The following is a 20,122-nucleotide window of genomic DNA, read 5'->3' as shown; positions in this document are numbered from 1 at the left end:
TTCTCACCTCAACCAATGCCCCTCTAACTCAGCCCAAAGTACAGCATAATCCAAGCGATTATGCTGTTTTTCTTTGAGTAATTGAAAAAACTGTTGTAGCAAATAGGGGGGAGCACGATCTAGTGTTGATTCTGTATTGATTAAATGCTGAAATTTTTCTAAAAAATAAGCTTGATTGTTATTACGTTTTTGATAATAGCGTTCTTGTTTATTTTTTTTATGGTATAGATGAATAAAATAATTGTCTTCTAATAGTTGTTCTAATTGTATTTCAGCCATCATTGCACGGAAGCCTCTGCTCATGAGTGGCGCACGATAGGGCTCATCGATTAAGATTTCAGGGCTATAACTGAGTAACTCTTTATGATGGAATAATCGCAGCATAAAATCAAAATCCTCATATCCATGTCCAATATAAGCTGGATCAAAGCCATTAATCTTTTGAACACTTTGCATGTCACAGATAATGATGGAAGAGGGGAACGCTAAATGTAAAATTAAATCACGTTTAAAATGAAAATATGCTTTTTTAAAATCATTAGGTTTGAGTCGATTGATTTTTTTACTGCCTTTGGCACTCAGATATAAACATGGGTACATGCAAATCTGCTGGGGATGCGCCAACACATCAAGATAACTTTGCTGTATTTGTGCAAAAGAACAATAGATATCAATGTCTAAAAACATGACATATGTTGTAGTGACCTGTTGCAGTGCTTGATTGCGTAATTCAGATAGATGACTAGACTGGGTGTTGGTCTGTACGATATGAATATTGGGGCTATCTTTAAATAGATTAATTAAACGTTTATACCAAAAAGCTGGTTGTGGTACACAACCTAAAATGACCTGTACATTATGATGATTGAGTTGCGTTTTAAGTAACTTACAATGTTGATAAATATTCCATGCACGACGATTAAAATCGATTGGTATGATGATACTTAGGTCAAGGTCATTGGGTAGAGCAGTCAAAATAATGTCCTGTCACTTTAAAGTGTTAAATAAGGGTGATCGATATTACACGTACGTAGAATCTGTTGTAGCCAAGACTGTACATTAAAATTTTGTTGCACGTAGTGGCATGCGTAATTTATTTTTTCCACTTGTTCGGGTAGATAGCCATATTCTAATTGCTTAAATAGCTGTTGTGCCTGTTGTTGGTTTTCTATCACTTCGCAACACGCTTTAAAATGTTCGTTTATGGCTAAACAAGGATTACTGATTGCCAGTCGACCGCATGCCATGATTTCAAGTAAACGTCGCGAAAACATAGTGGGTGAATCTGTAATCGTATTCACATTTAATGCTTGTTGGTATTGCCGATATAAATGTCCTGTTTGCTCATATGGCACTTGAGCCAAGTAGGTGGTATTGGCTAATTGTGGAAATTGGTAGTGTTCATGAGTGTTCTGTGCATGACGATCGACGATGGTTAAACCACCATATTGAGCCGCTATTGGAAAATATGTATCTTGCCATTGTTGCCTTTCACTATGCATGTGTTTTATGTAACTTCCAATGAAGATACTGGATTTATGCTTGATATTTATGAGTGGGGTTGCATAATGAATTTTAGGTTGTATTGGAAACATAAGACTATAAATATGGGTATGATTGAGCCTTTTTTTATAATGGTTGATCATATTTTTATCGGTGGTGAAGATATAGTCAAATAAAGAAGCAGACGCTATGAATTGTTCAAAATGAAAAGGGTCTTCTTTATTCCAAAAAACGGTAGGTATGCCTTTGTTCTTTGCCCAATCGATTAGTTTTTTGAGTTTAATATTATTACGTTGTGGATGTTCAGGATAGCTTGCAACTTGATATTGCCAATGACCTTGATTTCCAAGCCACGTCGACTCAACCAATAACATGTCTATTTTAGTGCTAAATAATGGTCTAAACCTTGTTTTTGCTGGAATTAAATTAACATGGGGCTCTAAGCTTAAAGCTTGCTCTGTAAAATGATCTAAGATAGATAGAATATTGAATTGAGGCTTAGTTTTAAAGGTGAAAATCATGGATCACTTACAGTTGAATTTGAAAGATATGGAGCTTAATGTAACGGATAAGACACGCTAGTTTAGTCAATAAAAATCTAGTTACCTAATCATTTAATTTAAAGTGTTAGTGCATGAAGCATAAAAAAATTTAGAGCGGACTTTTTATAATAGTAGTAAATTTTTTGCTAAAATGCGATAAATTTCATGGTGGTATTTGCTTTATGTTGGTTAGTTCAAGAAAAATAGCACAATCAGCTAGCCTTAAGGGGCTACTCAATGATCGTTGCGATTTATGGACCAACAATTATTTGCTTAGAAAGAAACGCTTAAAACAACATCGTGAAATTGCTGGCTGGGGACGCAAAGCCAGTTTTTTTCGTGCGCAGCGCTATGCCGCACAGTATGGTCTTGACTGTATTTGCCTCGAAGATGGTTTTATCCGTTCCCTAGGTCTAGGGAAGGCGGGGTATCCCGCCTTGTCTTTGGTAATGGATCGGCGTGGTATTTATTTTGATGCCTTACAAACATCTGATTTAGAACAATTGATTGCTCAGATGCAACAGCATGACGCGCCTCGAGCCTTGTCAGCCATCGCAACGATTAAAAGCTATGGTATTACCAAATATAATCAAAAATTTGAAGCCTTTCATGCCGCGCTATTTGCGGGTCAAAAAAATATTTTAGTGGTGGATCAAACCTTTGGAGATCAGTCGATCCATTATGCGGGGGCGCGTCCAGCAACTTTTCAGTACATGTTACAACAGGCCTTACAGGACCATCCAGATGCAGTGATTTGGGTAAAAACCCATCCCGATGTTTTGGCTGGACGTGCCCAAGGACATTTCCAAGCACAAGATTTACAACATCCGCGCATTCAAACCTTAACGGCTAACTACAATCCCTTTGCCCTATTGCAAGCAATGGATGAAGTCTATGTGGTGAGTTCACAGTTGGGCTTTGAAGCTTTACTCTGTGAGAAGACGGTACATTGCTTTGGGGTACCCTGGTATGCCGCATGGGGGCTGACAGATGATCAACATGCCCCCTTACATATTTTAAAGGGGCGACGCCAACAAGCGCGGAGTCTGGCGCAGCTTTTCGATTGCGCATATCTGCAGTATGCGCGTTATGTGTCTCCCATTACTGGGCAACCTTGCACACTCGAACAGATCTTAGCGATTTTAATCCCCAATATTCAAGCCCAAACGACTTTGCCTTCAGCCTTACAAGCCTATGGTTTTAGTCGTTGGAAGCGTGAATTTATACGGGCATATCTGGCTTTTCCGCAGACTCAGGTGCGATTCCATTGTTTTTTAAAACCGAAAAAAACACAGCAGATCGTGGCTTGGGGGAAAAAAGCCAAAGCCTTGAAAGCACAAGGCTATAGCAAGGTATGTACGGTAGAAGATGGTTTTATTCGCTCCTTGGGCTTAGGTGCTGCGTTGATTCGACCTTATGCTTTGGTGTTTGATGAACTTGGCATTTACTATGATGCGACACAGCCATCGAGTTTGGAACAGCAACTTAATCAGGCGCAGTTGGATGCAGCACAGTTACAACGTGCGCGCGCATTAATTGCAACAATCAAGCAAACCGGGATTTCCAAATACAATGTTGGACAAAACAAAAGCTTATTACGTCCAGCAACTTCACAACGTGTCTTATTGGTGATTGGTCAGGTTGATGATGATCTTTCTGTGCAACTCGGTGGCGTAGACATCAAGACGAATCTAAGCTTATTGCAGCAAGTACGCCAAGATCATCCTGATGCTTATATTATTTATAAACCGCACCCCGATGTGCATGCTGGGCTTAGAAAAGGGCAACTTTCTGACAATATAGTGCTACAATATGCAAATTGTATAGAATTGTTTGCTTCAATTATTGACTGTTTTAAAATATGTGATGAAATACATACTATTAGCTCGTTAACTGGCTTTGAAGCTTTGTTACGTGGTGTAACTGTGTGTTGCTATGGTTTACCATTTTATGCAGGATGGGGATTAACACATGATCGTCATGTATGCCAGCGACGTCAGCGTCAATTGAGCTTAGAAGAATTGGTTTATATCACTTTAATAGACTACTCGGTATATAACTTACCTGTAGCAGATCATATGTGTATACCGCGTGTAGGGGTGGAGCAAGTTATTGATTATTTACAGCAAGAAAGGTTAAACCCCATCGCGCGCAAAAAATCATGGCTAGCCAAGCTTTTTACCACGATGCGGCGTTTGAGAATAGGAAAGCTTAATTAGTATGTCTGTGCATCTTGATGAACTTTTATCATCAAAAAAAGTATTATTACTGCAAGGACCAATGGGAGATTACTTCAATCAGTTGGCCCAATGGCTCGAACAGCATCAGATTGAGACTTTTAAAGTAAATTTTAATGGTGGAGATTGGTGGTTTCATCACCAATGTCAGAATGCCTATAATTTTCGTGGTCGGGTCGGTGACTTTAATCTGTGGTTACAAGATTTTATCAATGCGCATCAGATTGATGCGCTGCTGTGTTTTGGGGATTGTCGGAAGTATCATCGAATCGCGCGTGAAGTTTCTTTGAAATTAGGCATTGGTTTTTTTGCTTGTGAAGAAGGCTATATACGACCGAACTACATTACTTTTGAGCAAGATGGGGTTAATTTCTTTTCCAATTTTAAACAGTATTTAGCCGCGCAAGCCGAAACTGGAGAAGCTCGCCCTGCTGTGCATTATGATGTGGTACATAATAGCTATCGTAAAATGTTGTGCTGCGCATTTGTTTATTATTTGATGTGGATTTTAGCTAGTTGGTATTTTCCGCACTATAAACATCACCGTGGTATGCGTCCTGATCAAGAATTATATTATTGGTTGATCTCGGGCTATCGGCGTTTGAAAAATTATTTTTTGGAACCGCGACGCTTTCAAGGCTTTTTACAACAACATGCTAAGCAATATTTTGTTTTTGCCTTGCAAGTGCATAATGATTTTCAGATTCGTGTCCACAGTGATCTGAAAAAAATGGAAAGCTATATTGAAAAAGTGATTCGGTCTTTTAGTGATTATGCCGATGCAGAACATCATCTGGTGTTAAAACATCATCCAATGGATCGTGGTTATCGCAATTATGCTGTGTTAATTCAGCGCTGTGCCGCACAGTATGGCATCAGCGGACGAGTGCATTATTTCTGTGATATTCATTTGCCGACTTTATTGAAAAATAGTCGCGGTATGGTAACGATTAATAGTACGACGGGTATACAAGCGTTATATCATGAGATCCCAGTGAAGGTGTTGGGGCGGGCATTATATGACTTGCCACGTTTAACCTGTCAACATGCATTGGATCAATTCTGGATGCAACCTACAGCAGTGGATGCTGGCTATTTTCATTTTTTTCGCTATAGCTTGATTGAATATTCCCAGTTGAATGGGGCATATTATGGCTTATCTCCTTGGATGCAGCGATATGATCGTCAAGTGATCATGAGTCAAAAGCCGTGTTTTTTAAACAATATCAACAATAAAAGTGCATCTTAATTTATTTCTTAATTGACTATTGCTTAGCGCTTAGTGCATTTGAGACCTCCATGGAGGTCTTTTTTGATTTGAGTTCATGCTAGTTTGTCTTGCTGTCGTCTTTAGCATAAGCATGCAATCTAGAACAATATGGCAATGCGCAACAAGCGCTTGATGAGTTATGCGGTTTTGGCTTTGACTGACAGAGAAGTGTCCGTGCAATCATGAAGCTTTCTTGAATGTGATGTAGCATTATGGTGCCGAAACAACGGCTAAACTTGAGAAATACAAGCGCTGTGCTAGTATGCCTATGCGCTGTAAAAATTTTATAAGTTTCAGTTTGTTGTATTGTGAAAAAGAAATGAGCGCGCGATTGTGCATTGCATTGCACTGTCATGATGATCCGCAATGATCAGGATGATGTCTACATCGCGTAGTTGAGCCAAACGATATCTTGCATGAGGAGAGTTTTAGATGCTTCAGGTCAAACAAGGGTTATGCATCGTGCTGGGCTGTGTGTTGAGTAGTCCATTGTGGGCAGCACAAAGCTGTCAGGAAAAGCGGCAGAATATTCAAACCCAAATCACTTATGCTCAACAACATGGCAATAGTCAACGGCTTGCTGGCTTGCAACGTGCTTTAAGCCAAGTCGAGCAACATTGCACGGATCAACAGCTACAGCAAGATCAAGCGGATCAAGTCGCTAAACTCCAAGCCAAACAACAAGAAAAACAAGCTGAAATCACTAAGTTGCAAGGCAATATTGACAAAGCACGCAGCAAAGGTGATTTTAATAAAGTCGGCAAATACCAGCGTAAAATTCGCGATAAGCAGTTTGAGATCCAAAAGCTACAACAGCAAATTGATCAACTTTGATGTTGATGCTAGCGCTTAGGCCAAAATGACCTGTTTGAGCTGTGTTTGATAATCTGCAAAATTCGCCAGTTTTTGACTGCCGACATCGGTAATCAAAGCACTGATCTGATCCAGTCGGGCATAGTTGACCCGACTGTGGACATTGAGCTTACTATGGTCCATGAGAAGCATACAGTCACGACTGTGTTGTCGCATGGCTGCTGCAATATTGGCTTCTTCTAAATAATAACTACTTGCTCCCTGCTCTAAGTCGAGTCCTACAGGCGAAAGCATACAGAGATCTGCTTGATAACGTTCGATTTCTCTAATGACTTGCTCACCCTGACTTTGCATGCGTTGCTGTACACGCCCACCCAATAAAATCAATTCGTGATTGAGATAATCTTGCTCATTGCCCATGCTTAGGTTGAGGATAACCTGCAAGCTATTGCTGATAATGGTCAGACCTGACAGGGTTCTCAGTTCCTCTGCCAAGATGGCCGTGGTGCTGCCGGCATCGATAAACACCGTCTGCCCAGCGGATAATTGCTGGACCGCACAGCGCGCAATGGCGCGTTTTTCTTTGGCATATTGACCATGACGTATTTGTAGGGGGGCTTCAGTGGCAATTTGGGTGGTGCTGACCAGACCGCCATGCACACGTTTGGCAATGCCTTGCGCTTCCAATTCTATAAAATCACGCCGCGCGGTTTCGCGTGAAATATTCAGTTCCGCCATGACCCGTTCTGTGGTGATGTTATGGCGCTGTTGTAATAACGCTTGTATGCGATGGAGTCGTTCTTGTTGCAACATGCCTTAGATTCCTCAGCAAAATCATTCTGTCAAATCTGACTTTAGGCATCATAAAGCCAAATGAAATACGAAAGCAAATGTGTAAATAAAAGTATTTGTGTATTTTGTTGTATTTTTTAAAAAAGCAGATTATGCTTAAAGCATGAAAATTGACCACGGTGAGGCAGGAAGCCGCTGTGTCAATTTTCTAAACCAATATGAATGCAGTACGTGCTCAATGTGACAATGATTAAACGCCAGCACAGCCATCGATACATCAACCAATCGAGTCGAGGGCAAATATGCGAGGGGATTGATGCAAATGATGTACGCAAGGCAGTCGAGATAGGAAATAGCCCAAACCACATGCATCAGATCAGCAAAGGTGTAGCTTGATGCCCAAGGAGTAACAGATATGGCAACACGTTCGACCATTATGGATACCAATAGCTTTAGAGCAGAACATGCATCAGCATTGGATGCTGAAACCCGTCGTCTAACCGATAAACGTAGCCGTGTTTTAGGTGAGTCTTATCGTTTGTTTTATCGAAATCCAGTACATTTGGTCAAAGGTCAAGGCCAGTATTTATGGGATGCCGATGGCAATAAATATCTAGATGCTTATAACAATGTCGCCAGTATAGGTCATTGTCATCCGGCAGTGATTGATGCAGTACATCAACAAATGCAACAGCTCAATACCCATACCCGTTATTTACATGAAACTATTTTGGATTATAGCGAACGTTTATTGGCGACCGCGCCTGCCGAAGTTGATCGTGCCATGTATATGTGTACAGGCTCAGAAGCCAATGATCTGGCGATTCGCATGGCGCGTAGCTATAGCGGTGGGACGGGTATTATTGTGTCGCAAGAAGCTTATCATGGCACCAGTGATTTGACCTCGGGATGTTCACCTGCATTGGGGACGGGACAAGGACTTGCCAGCACCACGCGCTTGGTACCAGCCCCCGATGATTATCGTCACCAAAATGGCGATTTGGGGGATTGGTTTGCTGCACAGATTCAACGTCAAATTGATGATATGCAAGCACATGGTATTAAATTTGCTGGTTTTCTTGCCGATTCAATTTTCTCATCCGATGGTGTGATGCCCAATCCGATCGGCTTTTTGAAGAAGGCTGTAGATGTGGTTCATGCCAATGGTGGGGTGTTTATTGCCGATGAAGTGCAACCGGGTTTTGCACGCACGGGGGATGCCTTTTGGGGCTTTGCGCGACATGGCATTGTGCCCGATATCATTACCACTGGTAAACCGATGGGCAATGGTATTCCGGTGTCTGGTTTATTGGCCAAAAGTGCTGTGATGGCGTCTTTTAGTGACCATATTCCTTATTTCAATACCTTTGGGGGGAATCCTGTGGCGATGGCTGCTGCACAAGCCGTTTTGGATGTGATTGAGCAAGAACAGTTGCAAGCACATAGCCAAAAAATGGGGCAATTGCTCTTGGCTGAATTGCAAGCATTGATGGCAAAGCATGATTGTATTGGCGATGTGCGCGGGGCTGGTTTGTTTATTGGGTTTGAGTTGGTGTCAGATCCTGTATTGAAAACGCCTGATAAACAGTTGGCACTTGATTTGATTGAGGAACTTCGTAATCAGCATCGGGTATTGACCTCGGTTGCTGGTCCATATGGCAATGTATTGAAGCTACGTCCACCCTTGGCTTTCCAAGCACAAGATATTGATTGGTTGGTGGGTGCATTGGATCAAGCACTGAGCACCCTGAAAAAATAAATTGCCTCGAGCGGTGTATCACATACGCTCTATGGCAATACGCTAAATCGTTGAAATCTCCTTGGGATCTTGTAATCCGCACACTGTATATCCTTGATGTGATATACGGTGTTTTTTTTTGAGGCTCTCGATTGAAAGCGCTGCTAAGTTATCCTGATCCATCTATGGTTCCATGTGAAAAAAATCACCAAGAGCAGCTGGTAAATACACTGCTATTGGCTGGATGTGATGAAAAAAGATGGCGTATTGGTGGTGTTGGACTAGTGGCGTAGTTGCCGAGGATTGACGCCATGCCAGCGTTTAAAGGCGCGTGAAAATGCACTTAGTTCAGAATAGCCCAATAGAAATGCCATCTCAGAAATAGCAATATTTTTTTGTTGTATATAATAATTGGCAAGCTCATAGCGCACAGCGTCGAGTAAGGCACTGAAGCTGCTGCCTTCAGCTTTAAGGCGTCGCGTGAGCATACCGGCACTGAGTCCAAGATCGGCGGCAATTTTTTCTAAGCTCGGTTCGCCCTGACTGAGCTGCAATTGGATATGGCTACGGACTTGGTTGCTCAAGCTTTGTTGTGGTCGTTCTAAGTTGAGTAAATGCAAGCTTTCTAACATGACATTTAACAGCATGGGATCTTGCATGGGCATGCGATGTTGTAAGTCTTGTTTGGCGACAATAATGGAATTATAAGGTTGTTCAAAATAGACGGTTGCATGAAACAGCTTACTGTGTTCTTGCCAAGCCTCTGGGCGGGTATGTTCAAAGTGGATCGCTCGGGGGGCGTAGTGCGGTCCAAGCACTTCGCGAATCACATTGATAAACATCCCGAGCGTGAGCTCTGCATCTTGCCGTCGGGTGAGAATGGCGCCATGTTGTATTTGATAGTCAATACGCCAAGCATCCCCTAAGTCAACCATGCGTGTGAGCGTGTCTTTTTGGTGAAGATAAAAATAGCGACTCATGTGTTTGAGCGCATCTTCGAGTGTGGCTGAGCAAAGTGCAATATAGCCAATTAGCCCCAAGGATTTGGGGTGAAACTGTTGCCCATAATACAAACCAAAATTATCACAACCTGATTGTTGTGCGGCTTGTTCTAAAACGGTGCAATAGTTGGGCAATGCCAGACTGAGGGTTGGGCTGATTAGCGCTTCAGGATTGATGCCGCTATAGCCAAACACGCGATCGACATCGGCTCCTTGTTGCTGCATAAAATCACTCAAGCCTGCGGCAGCGGCGGAGAGTACCCCTTGATTACTCATTAGCATATTATCTGCTTGCCCATGCGCCAAATTGATGTGGATCATACGGACACCTATTATTGTTTTGGTGAAATCCTTAGAGCAAGATGCATACCACATGGATAAGTTGCCAACTCCGTCTGAACCGAGCTGTGCAGCGTGTTGGACTGGCTGTAGCAAGACCTGAAGATGTCACGTTGGGGCATGGATGTAGAGCTGAGGTGATGCGGTTGGCGATCATTCGGTTCTTCTTCATCATCCATGATGTTGCTGTGGCCGATATTATGACAAAGCAATGTTTACAAGATGACCAAGTCGTGATGACAAAGCTTTGTTGATGATTTTGGCTGAACAACGCGGTGTTCTGGGTCGTGGTGGCTTATCCATAAGCATCTGTGCAATCTAAATGATTATTCTGTTATTGAGCATCATCTCCATGAATGAAAATAACAGGGCTAAAATCTGTCAAACAGCATCTAAAACAATGTGCATAAACACGATGTTTAGGCACATATGATCTGTAAAAATAGCACGCCCTCCCTGTGTGACGGGTGTCGACTTGGGCTGAGGCTGGGCGTCCATTGTTGCCACAGCTCCCAGCCCATAATGTACTGACAGCGTTTTGTTATACACCGATTGGCATTTGCTTGTCTAAGTATTTTTTGCACAAACGTACAGTTTCATTGCTCCATTGATCGCCAAGACTTTGCGCCATTTCAGTTTGTGCATGTGAACCATTCCAGGCCATCATTTGAATGCGTCTTTGCATGATAAAGCTGGGCAGCATGTCATATTCGGCATCATCAATATGCCCAATGCGTTCATAGCCTTTTAGCCAATGCTCGACCCAATCGGGTGCTGCAGCCAGATGCTCATTAAAACTAATGGCGGCAGCCAAGTCATGCATAAACCAGCCCATACCACAATCATCAAAATCAATCACACCAATGTGCTGTTGATTGAGCAGTAAATTGGTAAGGCGTAGATCAGCATGAATTAAACCATAGCGATCTGCCGACTGACCAAATTGTGTTAAGCGCCGTGCAATCTCTGCGATGGCTTCTTCGATCACCACATGGTCTTCAGCTTTTAAGTGTGGCGCATGACGCCAATCGCCCCAATGTCCTTGTGGGCTGAGCATGGTCTCATGATTCCAAACGATTCGTTTAAACTGCTGCGGCGCCTGCCATTGCTTACTGTGTTGATGCAGGCGGCAGGTGATTTCACCCAATTGTTCAAAGGCGACTGGGCTAACATCGACAGTGGGCATGCTGCCTTCAATCCAATGAAATAATACAGCATAGCGTTCGATGTCCTGACCGAGATGCAGACGAATAACCCGTTCACCGTCACGACTTAAAATGGCTTGTGGGACTGCAATACCCGATTGGCTCAAGGCATTGAGCCAATCCAGCTCACTGACGATATCTTGATAACTATGATAGTGCGGTCGATGAATACGTAATGCATAGCGTTTTTGGGCGGTACGAATGAGAAAAGTGGCATTTTCAGATTGGCACAGGAGGCGAATTTCACCTTGATAATCCGTTGGGTATAAAGCCATAGCTTGTTGTGCCAATTGCCGTAATTGTGTTTGCGTTAAAAATTCATTTTGTTCAACAGTCATAGCGATGCTCCATGCTTCATAAATTGTCGCGTATCCAATATCACCAATCGCGAGCTATGACTTTGATCTTATTCAAGAAGAAAATTAACAACTTGACCCTAAACGATTTTGCAGCATTTTAAAGTCAAGTCTTAGAACTTTTTTTTGCGCAGTATGAAGACTGGTTAGCTGTATAGGATGTACAGATCAAATGAAATCTTCAGAAATTAAGCTACAAGCAACAGATTCCAGTGACTATTTTGCTAAACGACAGCTCAAACAAGGTGCTGTGGGATGGCTCTTATTGGTGGGGCTGGGGGTGTCTTATGTAATCTCGGGGGACTTTGCTGGATGGAATTTTGGTTTAGCCCAAGGTGGTTGGGGCGGTATGTTTATTGCCACGGCAATTGTCGCCTTGATGTATTTGTGTATGAGCTTGGCAATGTCGGAAATGTCGACCATGTTGCCAACGGCTGGCGGCGGCTATAGTTTTGCCCGTATTGCTTTTGGCCCTTTGGGTGGCTATCTCACAGGCACGGCGATTTTAATCGAGTACGCCATTGCACCTGCGGCTATTGCGGTTTTTATTGGGGCGTATTGCGAGTCTTTATTTGGTATTGGAGGCTGGATTATTTACTTGTTGTGCTATGTGATTTTTATCACGATTCATCTAAAGGGGGCAGGTGAGGCATTAAAAATCATGTTTGGCATCACTTCGGTCGCTTGTATTGCACTGTTTGTTTTTATTGTCGCGATGTTCCCACATTTTGACAGCAAGAATCTTTTTAATATTGCCGCAGGGACGCAAACAGGTGCCAGTAGCTTTTTACCGATGGGGTATTTAGGCATCTGGGCTGCGGTACCTTATGCGATCTGGTTTTTTTTGGCGGTTGAAGGCGTGCCCTTGGCGGCAGAAGAAGTCAAAAATCCAGCACAGGCTTTGCCCCGTGGTTTAATTGGGGCGATGTTGATTCTCGCTGCATTTGCCATGCTGATTTTGTTTTTAAGTGCTGGGGCTGCGGGTGCTGAGCAGATTAAAAACTCTGGCGCACCCTTGGTCGACGCCTTAAAAATTGTCTATGGGCAACATACCGCCTTAGCAAGTTTTGTCAATTTCGTTGGCTTGGCTGGTTTGGTCGCAAGTTTTTTTTCGATTATTTATGCCTATTCACGGCAGATTTTCGCTTTGTCTCGGGCGGGCTATTTACCGCAAAAACTTTCCTTGACCAACCGCAACAAAGCACCGACGCTAGCCATTATTGTCCCGGGGATGATTGGCTTTATTTTGTCCTTGACCGGTGAAGGTGATTTATTGATTTTAATGGCAGTTTTTGGTGCAACTATTTCTTATGTACTGATGATGCTGTCACATATACGGTTACGTTGGAAACGCCCTGATTTGGCACGCCCTTATCGCACACCTGGCGGGGTTTTAACTTCTAGTGTGGCATTGCTATTGGCGGCAATTGCGGTAGTGGCTGGGTTGATGGTCAATCCAAAAGTTTGGTTATTGGCAGCTGTGATTTATGGCGTGTTTATTGTGTATTTTCTGGTTTATAGTCGTCATCATTTGGTTGCCGGGACTCCGGAACAAGAGTTTGCACGAATTGATGATCAATAAGCTGCTTATATTTGCATGTGTTATCTGTTTGATGTTTTGAGTATGGCACTGTCCGATTGGCACAGGATGAGGCAATCGGACAGTAAATAATTTGACTTAGACAATCAGACTTCGACAATTGGACTTCGAGCAGCGATCAGTCAGTATGTGTATCGCGGAATGATTTTAAGCGGAATGATTTTATGTTGAATCGTTTTATGCTGAATGGTTTGATAGTGCGCTATAGCATGCTATAACGCATTTGCCGCTGTTGCGAGTCGTTGATCAAATAGATTGATCAGGCTGGCCAGCACAATTAACAACAAGCCAGTCATACACACCATCGACCAGCCGCCATGGTGCCATGCATAGACGCCAAGGGCTGAGCCACAAGCTCCACCAATAAAATAAATGGTCATATAAATGGCATTTATTCGAGATTTGGCATCGGGACGTAATTTAAAAATAATATTTTGATTACTGGTATGGACCATGGCAAGTCCTAGGTTGATGAGGCCATAGCCAATGATATAGCTGATCAAGTACTGCCCACCAAGGTATAAAAACAACCAACTGCTAGCCAAAATCAATAGCCCAATCCAAGCCAAGGCTTTGGTATGACCTTTGTCGGCGATTTTGCCGAATTTTGCGGTCGACAATGCACCAAATACCCCAACCAACGCTACCACACCGACCAGCACATCATTGAGCGCAAAGGGTGGGGCGGTGAGTAATACGGCAATGGTTGAAAATAAAATACTCATGGCGCCAAAACTCAGCCCACCGATTAGACCGCGTAACAATAAGCGTTTTTCACTGGCTAATAATTCTGCCATAGAACGAAAAATGGCAAAGTACGGCATTTTGCTGCTGGGGACAAAGGGCAAACGACGTTTGAGAGCAGTGGCTAATAGCAGCATGCTGATCGCACTGACCCAGTAAATCAATTGCCAATTGGCGAGATAAGACAATAGCCCCGCCAAACTGGTAGACAATAAGATCCCAACCAATAATCCGCTCATGAGAAAGCCGATCACTTCACCGGTTTTATTGGGGTGGGAGGCAAATACCGCAAGCGGAATCAGCACTTGTGCCGCCACTGCAAATAAGCCACCCATAATGGTACCCAGCCAGAGCATGGGAAGATTGACGGCACAAGCACTGATCAACAACCCCAGTGCTGCCAAGTACATCAAGAGCGGAATAAACTTGGTTTTATTGACCATGTCCCCCAGCGGTACAATAAACAGTAAGCCAAAGGCATAGGAAACCTGAGCAAAGGTGACGGTTAATGCGGCTTGAGATTCAGTGACTGCAAAATATTGTTGTATTGAGCGAATCAGTGGTTGGCAATAGTAGTTAATACCTGCACATAAGCCACAAGCCATTGCCATTAGCCATAATAAAGGTTTGTTGTTGCTAATATCTAAAGATGGGCTCATTTTCTCTCCAATTGACGCAATATCATCACGCAGCCGAAATACCTATAAGCTGTAAGCCGTGGCTTCAACTTCAATTTGCATACCGGGTAAGGCAAGCGCTGGAACAGGAATTAAGGTGCATGCAGGAAAGTCATGGTGTTGCCATAACTGTTGCATGATGGTGATGAGCTGTTGGTGCTTTTGTGAATTGTGATCAACCACAAAAATACGCAGTACAGCAATGTCATGTAGTGTAGCATCGCAATCTTCTAAGGCGAATAGGATATTTTGAAATGCTTGTTCGGCTTGTAAGGCAAAATTTTGTGCCAAGATGCCTTGGGCGTTTTCGCCGCTTTGCCCAGAAATATGTAAGATGCGTAAAAAGTGCCGAACTTCGGCGACATGACTATAGGCTAAACTTTTAGGGTTATGTAAGCTGTTTGGATTATGCAATTGGAAGCTTTTTAAGCGATGGATATGAGAGAGGTCGGACATGCGTATATTACTCAAATAAGGGATTGTGCTAGTATCAAAGCTCAACTTAACTTGAGGTCAAGTGTCATGACAGAAAAAAGTGCTGCACAGTGGTTGACGATTGGTGAGTTGGCGGTGCGTAGTGGTGTCGCAGTATCTGCAATACGTTTTTATGAAGAAAAACAGCTGATTTGGAGTGTCCGGACCACGGGTAATCAACGTCGATATCAGCGTGCCATGTTGCGCCGCGTCGCCATTGTCAAAGCAGCGCAGCAGGTGGGAATGAGTCTGCAACAGATTAAAAAGGCTTTTGCTATTTTGCCCAAAAACCGCATTGCCTCTAAAGCGGACTGGCAAAAAATGTCGGCACAATGGCAACAAGACCTCGATCAGCAAATTTTGGGCTTACTGCAAATTCGACTACAGCTGGATCAATGCATTGGCTGTGGTTGTTTGTCTTTAGCGCACTGCCCGCTGCGCAATCCTGGCGATAACATGGGGCAGCACTCGCCCGGTGCGCATTTTCAGCAGGAGTTATTGAGCTTACTCAAAGAAAAGTTCTTAGTCAGTGCCGCCGATCAAGAGTTTTGAGGGGGCAAATCGTGCTGTTTTGCCCAACCAAAAAGCTTGGTTGTGTGCACCATGCCCAAAGTCACGGCATAGATATAATGCAACGCCCAAGGCATTGAGGTGCTCTGCAAAAATTTGTGGCAATGCATGGGGAACATTTTTTTGTGGGCAGTTATAAAAATCGCCCATGACCACCGCCTTAAGATGTTGTGTATCGATACTCTGCAACAGTTGCGTTAGGCTACGTTCTAGACTGTAGTAAGCCTCACCAACATCTTCCAACAGTAATACACTCGGTCGTGTCAAGGTTAAGGCATGGGCTGTGCCTTGTAGGGTACATAATACCGTGAGATTGCCACCGAGCACTTGCACAGCGGTGTCTTGTAAAGCATGCAAATGTGCCATATGGTTAAAGGCTTCTAGCTGAAAGATCTGGATTTTTTGTGCATCTGCAATACAGTCAAGCACCCGCTCAGCATCTTGCGAGAGCAGGGCTTGCTCTGGCAAATTTTTACTGGCAATTTCTTGAAATACCGGACCATGCAAAGCCGCTGCGCCACGTTGCGCCAAAAAATGAAGTAAAGCAGTATTGTCTGAATAACCGATTAAAGGCGGGAGTGTAGACCAGTCCAGATGAGACTGTGATAAAGCAGGTAATAGCTGCGCTGCACCTGTACCGCCTCGACCACACCAGATGGCATCAACCGTGGCATCCTGCCATCCTGTATATAAGTCTTGTAGGCGTTGCTCAATACGACCCGCCAAATAGCGATGTTGTGCAAAAATGTGTTTGGATAAGCTGACCTGATGGCCACGTTGTTCGAGCTGTTGTTGTGCCAGTAAAATATCTTCTGGTTCGACACAACTACTGGGCGCTGTAATATAAAAATGCATATCAGATCCAATTCGGGCTTAGTGTGCGAGTCTATTTTTTGAAAGCGTAATCAGCATAACACCAATAATATTGAGCAAACAGCCTAGATATTGAATGCTATTCATTTGTTCACCCAGTAATAACACCGCCAGTATAATGGTCAGTACAGGACCGAGTGAGGCAATGATGGCTGAGTGAGATGCCCCCAGACGTTTAATGCTTTGTGCTAACAACAAGGTGGGTAATACCGTCACAAAAAAACCAAGCAGCAAACCATAGCACCAGATTTCTGCCGGTAAGCTTTGTAAGTGCTGTAGTGGCTGTGGTGTTGCCAGCCAAAAGTGCAGCATGGTACCAAGACAGGCAATGCTGAGTGCCAATCCCGTAAAATTCCAGCTGCCAAAGCGTTGAATTAAGCGCGGTGTGAGCAATAGATAGCAAGCAAACATCACGGCACTGGCAAAGACTAGGCTAGCACCTAACCAAAAATTGTTTTGCTTTAGCAGTTGTTGTTCTTGTTGCAGTACGATGACCGTACCACCATAGCTGAGTAGCAGTGCCAAGATCATGATGGGGCGCAAGGGCTGCCGATAAAACAGGCTAATTGCAATAACGGTTAAGGTTGGATATAAAAATAAAATAATCCGTTCCAGCGATGCGCTGATGTACATGAGTCCGATAAAGTCTAAATAACTGGCAATATAATAGCCGACTAAGCCGGCAATCAGCAGTAGAAACCAATCCATTTTTGCAATCTGTCGACTATGCTGGCGATTGAACCAAGCGATGCATAAAAAGAATGGCAGTGCCGAACTCATACGCAAGAACATTAAGATATTGGCATCAACCGTAGGAGACACAGCATAAGCCTGTTTAATCAATATGGCTTTGCTGCTAAATAGAAAAGCAGCAATCAAACCAAAAATAACGCCAAGTTGTGCAGAGGACAACAAGGGGGGAGCGGGTTGAGAGGCAGGCATAAAATAGTCGTAGGTGCGGTCGGGTATAGGATGAGTGATATAAAGCGATATCAATATAAAGTGATATAAAAAGCTGACACAGAGCTTGTGCTATATCGCGTGTCTAGACTAGAAGATTCATATAGTCCATATAGTTCATATAGAAGGTCAATTCAGAAGATCTACACAGAACACCAATACACAGTATGATCAATCTGTTATCGAGTATAAGTGCTGCAATTCTGCTGTCAATTTTAATTTTGCCATAGTATTGGGCATTTGAAGCGTATCCGCTGTGCTACGGTGCATAGATGGTTTTGCTTTAAAATGGTGCATTTTTGCACGGAATTGCCATGGTATCGGGCTAATTATCATGCTGCAAAATGGTATTTAGGTATTTTAGCAAAACTTTTTTAAAAATGACTGTCGGGTCTCTGCCACAGATTGCCATAGATGTCGCAATAGATCAGCACAACCAAGGAGGCTATTGTCGTGACAAAGAAGCTTGCTCCATTTGTGTGTAGCCGGTTGCCTACACAGGCACACAGCTGAGAGGCTGGCGTGATGGCGACTTAGGCATCATGATGAGAATCTGATTCTGCCTAGGGTCTGGCTATAAGAACGCTAGGTCTTGGCTTTGCTCGGTATTGTATGCGGTGTATTGGCTTGAAAATGCTCGGGTGAAAGATAAATAGATTGTTGTATTGATTGATTTTTTATGAGAAGAACAGCGCTCTATTGAGGCGGTGTATTCCGAGCGTGAGCTGCTAAAAATGCGCTTGATTGTGCTGGGTAAATAGACAAGGAAAATCTTTCACATTATAAATAAAAAGCAACTTTTTATGAATGGTTAAAATAAAATAAGGTCATTTATTAAATAAATATTGGGTAGTAATTTTAATTAGTTCAATTAGAATCCAAAAAATCAGTACAACCCAATGTGGGAAATATTGCCGCTGTGGCAATGTTGTCTTTAAGGATAGTTAGCTTGAGGAACGCTCATGCAGATCGGAATTCCAACAGAAACGGTTGTCGGTGAACATCGAGTTGCCGCGACACCCGAAACAGTCAAGAAATTAGTCAATGCTGGTCATCATGTGGTGATTGAACGTGGTGCTGGTATCAGAGCTGCGTATATTGATACCGCTTATCAGCAAGCGGGTGCCACCATTGTGGACAATGCTTATCAGGGAAGCCAAGTGATTTTGAAGGTTCGTGCGCCACAAGCTGACGAAATTCAAAATATTGCTACGGGGAGTATTGTGGTTGCTTTATTTGATCCATACCGTAATCCGGATTTGGATAAATTTGCGGCACAAGGGATTTCTGCATTTGCATTGGAGTTATTGCCGCGGACCTTATCTCGTGCGCAGAATATGGACGTTTTATCCTCTCAAGCCAACTTGGCAGGTTATAAAGCGGTATTACTTGCTGCAGCGGCCTATCAACGGATGTTTCCAATGCTGATGACCGCTGCGGGTACGGTAAAGCCGGCCCGTGTGGTGGTGATGGGCGTTGGGGTTGCTGGTTTACAAGCCATTGCAACGGCAAAACGCTTGGGAGCGGTGGTTGAAGCCACAGACTTACGTCCGACAGCCAAAGAGCAGGTTGAGTCTCTTGGTGGAAAATGGCTAGATGTGCCGATGTCTGAAGAAGAGCAACAGCGTGCAGCTGAGGCGGCGAAAAATGGTTATGGCTGGACACCGGGACCACAGTATATTCAGGATCAAGCTGTGATTGTCGATAAAGCCGTTGCCAATGCAGACATCGTGATTACCACAGCTTTATTGCCTGGGCGTGATGCGCCGCGTTTAATTCAGGCTGATACTGTGGCCAAGATGAAAGCGGGTTCTATTATTTTGGATATGGCCGTTGAAAGTGGCGGTAACGTTGCAGGATCACGCTGTGGTGAAAACGTGGTGACTGAAAATGGTGTGACCATTTTGGGTGTACCCAATATTCCATCGACTGTTGCAACAGAAGCATCGGCACTTTATGCGCGTAACGTTTTTAATTTCTTAGATACGCTCAGTGCTGAAGCACAGCAGTTCAATATCAACCTTGAGGATGAGATTCAGAAAGCCCTCTTGCTCACCCATAACGGTCAAGTGCTGTTAAAGCGCGGTTAAGGAGATAGATCATGGTTGAAACAATTACGATTTTTGTACTCGCCATCTTTGTTGGGTATTACGTGGTTTGGGGGGTAACGCCTGCCTTACATACCCCCTTAATGGCAGTAACCAATGCTTTATCGTCCATTATTATCGTGGGTGCCATGATTCAAACCGTCGGTATGCCGGTATTGGGGATGGAAGCACAAGTTGATTTTCAAAGTATTAACGTGGTGAGTGTGTTGGGTGCGATCGCCGTATTCCTTGCCAGTATCAATATTTTTGGCGGCTTTGCAGTGACAGCACGCATGCTGGAAATGTTCAAACCGAAAGCAAAGAAATAAGGGGATCAGACA

17 protein-coding genes are annotated in these 20,122 nt (G+C 43.4%); 8 read left to right on the top strand and 9 right to left on the bottom strand.

From position 1 onward, the window contains the following. Nucleotides 1-3: 3 nt before the first annotated feature. On the bottom strand, nucleotides 4-975 hold the full coding sequence (locus BFG52_RS13125) for a galactosyltransferase-related protein (protein ID WP_228703751.1): 972 nt from the start codon (nucleotides 973-975) through the stop codon (nucleotides 4-6). 17 nt (nucleotides 976-992) lie between these two features. Further along, nucleotides 993-2,024, bottom strand: coding sequence for a CgeB family protein (locus BFG52_RS13120; protein ID WP_067557095.1), 1,032 nt, complete (start codon nucleotides 2,022-2,024; stop codon nucleotides 993-995). A gap of 203 nt (nucleotides 2,025-2,227) precedes the next feature. On the opposite strand from BFG52_RS13120, the gene BFG52_RS13115 reads away from it, so the two are divergent. The 3 genes from BFG52_RS13115 to BFG52_RS13105 all read left to right on the top strand — a co-directional run bounded on the left by BFG52_RS13115 (nucleotide 2,228) and on the right by BFG52_RS13105 (nucleotide 6,386). Next, the gene (locus BFG52_RS13115) at nucleotides 2,228-4,264 is read left to right on the top strand and encodes a capsular polysaccharide biosynthesis protein (protein WP_067557092.1); all 2,037 of its coding nucleotides are present in this window, start codon (nucleotides 2,228-2,230) and stop codon (nucleotides 4,262-4,264) included. A 1-nt stretch (nucleotide 4,265) separates the two neighbouring features. Further along, on the top strand, nucleotides 4,266-5,531 hold the full coding sequence (locus BFG52_RS13110) for a capsule biosynthesis protein (protein WP_067557089.1): 1,266 nt from the start codon (nucleotides 4,266-4,268) through the stop codon (nucleotides 5,529-5,531). Nucleotides 5,532-5,984: 453 nt separating this feature from the next. Next, nucleotides 5,985-6,386 (top strand): DUF1090 domain-containing protein, encoded by a 402-nt coding sequence (locus BFG52_RS13105; protein WP_067557086.1) that lies wholly within the window; start codon nucleotides 5,985-5,987, stop codon nucleotides 6,384-6,386. Nucleotides 6,387-6,401: 15 nt separating this feature from the next. On the opposite strand, the gene BFG52_RS13100 is transcribed toward BFG52_RS13105, so the two are convergent. Then, complete coding sequence (locus tag BFG52_RS13100; protein WP_067557083.1) at nucleotides 6,402-7,178, bottom strand: DeoR/GlpR family DNA-binding transcription regulator; 777 nt, start codon at nucleotides 7,176-7,178, stop codon at nucleotides 6,402-6,404. A gap of 394 nt (nucleotides 7,179-7,572) precedes the next feature. Here BFG52_RS13100 and BFG52_RS13095 point away from each other — a divergent pair, with 394 nt between their 5' ends. After that, nucleotides 7,573-8,916 (top strand): aspartate aminotransferase family protein, encoded by a 1,344-nt coding sequence (locus BFG52_RS13095; protein WP_067557080.1) that lies wholly within the window; start codon nucleotides 7,573-7,575, stop codon nucleotides 8,914-8,916. A gap of 260 nt (nucleotides 8,917-9,176) precedes the next feature. Here BFG52_RS13095 and qhpR read toward each other — a convergent pair whose 3' ends face one another. Together qhpR and BFG52_RS13080 are read right to left on the bottom strand one after the other, a co-directional pair. Next, nucleotides 9,177-10,217, bottom strand: a complete 1,041-nt coding sequence (gene qhpR / locus BFG52_RS13090) for an AraC-like transcriptional regulator QhpR (RefSeq protein ID WP_067557077.1) — start codon at nucleotides 10,215-10,217, stop codon at nucleotides 9,177-9,179. A 559-nt stretch (nucleotides 10,218-10,776) separates the two neighbouring features. Then, nucleotides 10,777-11,778 carry a phosphotransferase enzyme family protein gene (locus BFG52_RS13080; protein ID WP_067557071.1) on the bottom strand — a complete coding sequence of 334 codons (1,002 nt, stop codon included), beginning with the start codon at nucleotides 11,776-11,778 and terminating at the stop codon, nucleotides 10,777-10,779. Between the two features lie 190 nt (nucleotides 11,779-11,968). Between BFG52_RS13080 and eat the strand changes: the two genes are divergently transcribed. Further along, complete coding sequence (gene eat / locus BFG52_RS13075; RefSeq protein ID WP_067557068.1) at nucleotides 11,969-13,378, top strand: ethanolamine permease; 1,410 nt, start codon at nucleotides 11,969-11,971, stop codon at nucleotides 13,376-13,378. Between the two features lie 230 nt (nucleotides 13,379-13,608). On the opposite strand, the gene BFG52_RS13070 is transcribed toward eat, so the two are convergent. Further along, nucleotides 13,609-14,799 (bottom strand): MFS transporter, encoded by a 1,191-nt coding sequence (locus tag BFG52_RS13070; protein ID WP_067557065.1) that lies wholly within the window; start codon nucleotides 14,797-14,799, stop codon nucleotides 13,609-13,611. Nucleotides 14,800-14,841: 42 nt separating this feature from the next. After that, on the bottom strand, nucleotides 14,842-15,273 hold the full coding sequence (locus tag BFG52_RS13065; RefSeq protein WP_067557062.1) for a RidA family protein: 432 nt from the start codon (nucleotides 15,271-15,273) through the stop codon (nucleotides 14,842-14,844). A gap of 66 nt (nucleotides 15,274-15,339) precedes the next feature. On the opposite strand from BFG52_RS13065, the gene soxR reads away from it, so the two are divergent. After that, nucleotides 15,340-15,843, top strand: a complete 504-nt coding sequence (soxR, locus tag BFG52_RS13060; protein WP_067557058.1) for a redox-sensitive transcriptional activator SoxR — start codon at nucleotides 15,340-15,342, stop codon at nucleotides 15,841-15,843. Here soxR and BFG52_RS13055 read toward each other — a convergent pair. Then, complete coding sequence (locus BFG52_RS13055; protein WP_067557055.1) at nucleotides 15,814-16,716, bottom strand: S66 peptidase family protein; 903 nt, start codon at nucleotides 16,714-16,716, stop codon at nucleotides 15,814-15,816. The two genes, soxR and BFG52_RS13055, sit on opposite strands and share 30 nt — an antisense overlap. An 18-nt stretch (nucleotides 16,717-16,734) precedes the next feature. Next, nucleotides 16,735-17,676, bottom strand: coding sequence for a DMT family transporter (locus BFG52_RS13050; RefSeq protein WP_067557052.1), 942 nt, complete (start codon nucleotides 17,674-17,676; stop codon nucleotides 16,735-16,737). A gap of 980 nt (nucleotides 17,677-18,656) precedes the next feature. Here BFG52_RS13050 and BFG52_RS13045 point away from each other — a divergent pair. Beyond that, nucleotides 18,657-19,784, top strand: a complete 1,128-nt coding sequence (locus BFG52_RS13045; RefSeq protein WP_067557049.1) for a Re/Si-specific NAD(P)(+) transhydrogenase subunit alpha — start codon at nucleotides 18,657-18,659, stop codon at nucleotides 19,782-19,784. Nucleotides 19,785-19,795: 11 nt separating this feature from the next. Continuing rightward, a complete protein-coding gene (locus tag BFG52_RS13040; protein WP_067557046.1) occupies nucleotides 19,796-20,110 on the top strand; it encodes a proton-translocating transhydrogenase family protein in 315 nt (104 codons plus the stop codon). Nucleotides 20,111-20,122: the final 12 nt, after the last annotated feature.

The sequence above is a fragment of the Acinetobacter larvae genome (genome assembly GCF_001704115.1).
Lineage (GTDB): Bacteria > Pseudomonadota > Gammaproteobacteria > Pseudomonadales > Moraxellaceae > Acinetobacter > Acinetobacter larvae.
Note: the sequence above shows the minus strand (reverse complement) of the source record. Positions and strands in the feature narration are given on the sequence as shown.

Excerpts from the sequence above, each read along its gene's own strand:
- BFG52_RS13120 (WP_067557095.1), bottom strand. The coding sequence starts at position 2,024 with ATGATTTTCACCTTTAAAACTAAGCCTCAATTCAATATTCTATCTATC.
- BFG52_RS13115 (WP_067557092.1), top strand. The coding sequence starts at position 2,228 with ATGTTGGTTAGTTCAAGAAAAATAGCACAATCAGCTAGCCTTAAGGGG.
- BFG52_RS13110 (WP_067557089.1), top strand. The coding sequence starts at position 4,266 with ATGTCTGTGCATCTTGATGAACTTTTATCATCAAAAAAAGTATTATTA.
- BFG52_RS13105 (WP_067557086.1), top strand. The coding sequence starts at position 5,985 with ATGCTTCAGGTCAAACAAGGGTTATGCATCGTGCTGGGCTGTGTGTTG.
- BFG52_RS13100 (WP_067557083.1), bottom strand. The coding sequence starts at position 7,178 with ATGTTGCAACAAGAACGACTCCATCGCATACAAGCGTTATTACAACAG.
- BFG52_RS13095 (WP_067557080.1), top strand. The coding sequence starts at position 7,573 with ATGGCAACACGTTCGACCATTATGGATACCAATAGCTTTAGAGCAGAA.
- qhpR (WP_067557077.1), bottom strand. The coding sequence starts at position 10,217 with ATGATCCACATCAATTTGGCGCATGGGCAAGCAGATAATATGCTAATG.
- BFG52_RS13080 (WP_067557071.1), bottom strand. The coding sequence starts at position 11,778 with ATGACTGTTGAACAAAATGAATTTTTAACGCAAACACAATTACGGCAA.
- eat (WP_067557068.1), top strand. The coding sequence starts at position 11,969 with ATGAAATCTTCAGAAATTAAGCTACAAGCAACAGATTCCAGTGACTAT.
- BFG52_RS13070 (WP_067557065.1), bottom strand. The coding sequence starts at position 14,799 with ATGAGCCCATCTTTAGATATTAGCAACAACAAACCTTTATTATGGCTA.
- BFG52_RS13065 (WP_067557062.1), bottom strand. The coding sequence starts at position 15,273 with ATGTCCGACCTCTCTCATATCCATCGCTTAAAAAGCTTCCAATTGCAT.
- soxR (WP_067557058.1), top strand. The coding sequence starts at position 15,340 with ATGACAGAAAAAAGTGCTGCACAGTGGTTGACGATTGGTGAGTTGGCG.
- BFG52_RS13055 (WP_067557055.1), bottom strand. The coding sequence starts at position 16,716 with ATGCATTTTTATATTACAGCGCCCAGTAGTTGTGTCGAACCAGAAGAT.
- BFG52_RS13050 (WP_067557052.1), bottom strand. The coding sequence starts at position 17,676 with ATGCCTGCCTCTCAACCCGCTCCCCCCTTGTTGTCCTCTGCACAACTT.
- BFG52_RS13045 (WP_067557049.1), top strand. The coding sequence starts at position 18,657 with ATGCAGATCGGAATTCCAACAGAAACGGTTGTCGGTGAACATCGAGTT.
- BFG52_RS13040 (WP_067557046.1), top strand. The coding sequence starts at position 19,796 with ATGGTTGAAACAATTACGATTTTTGTACTCGCCATCTTTGTTGGGTAT.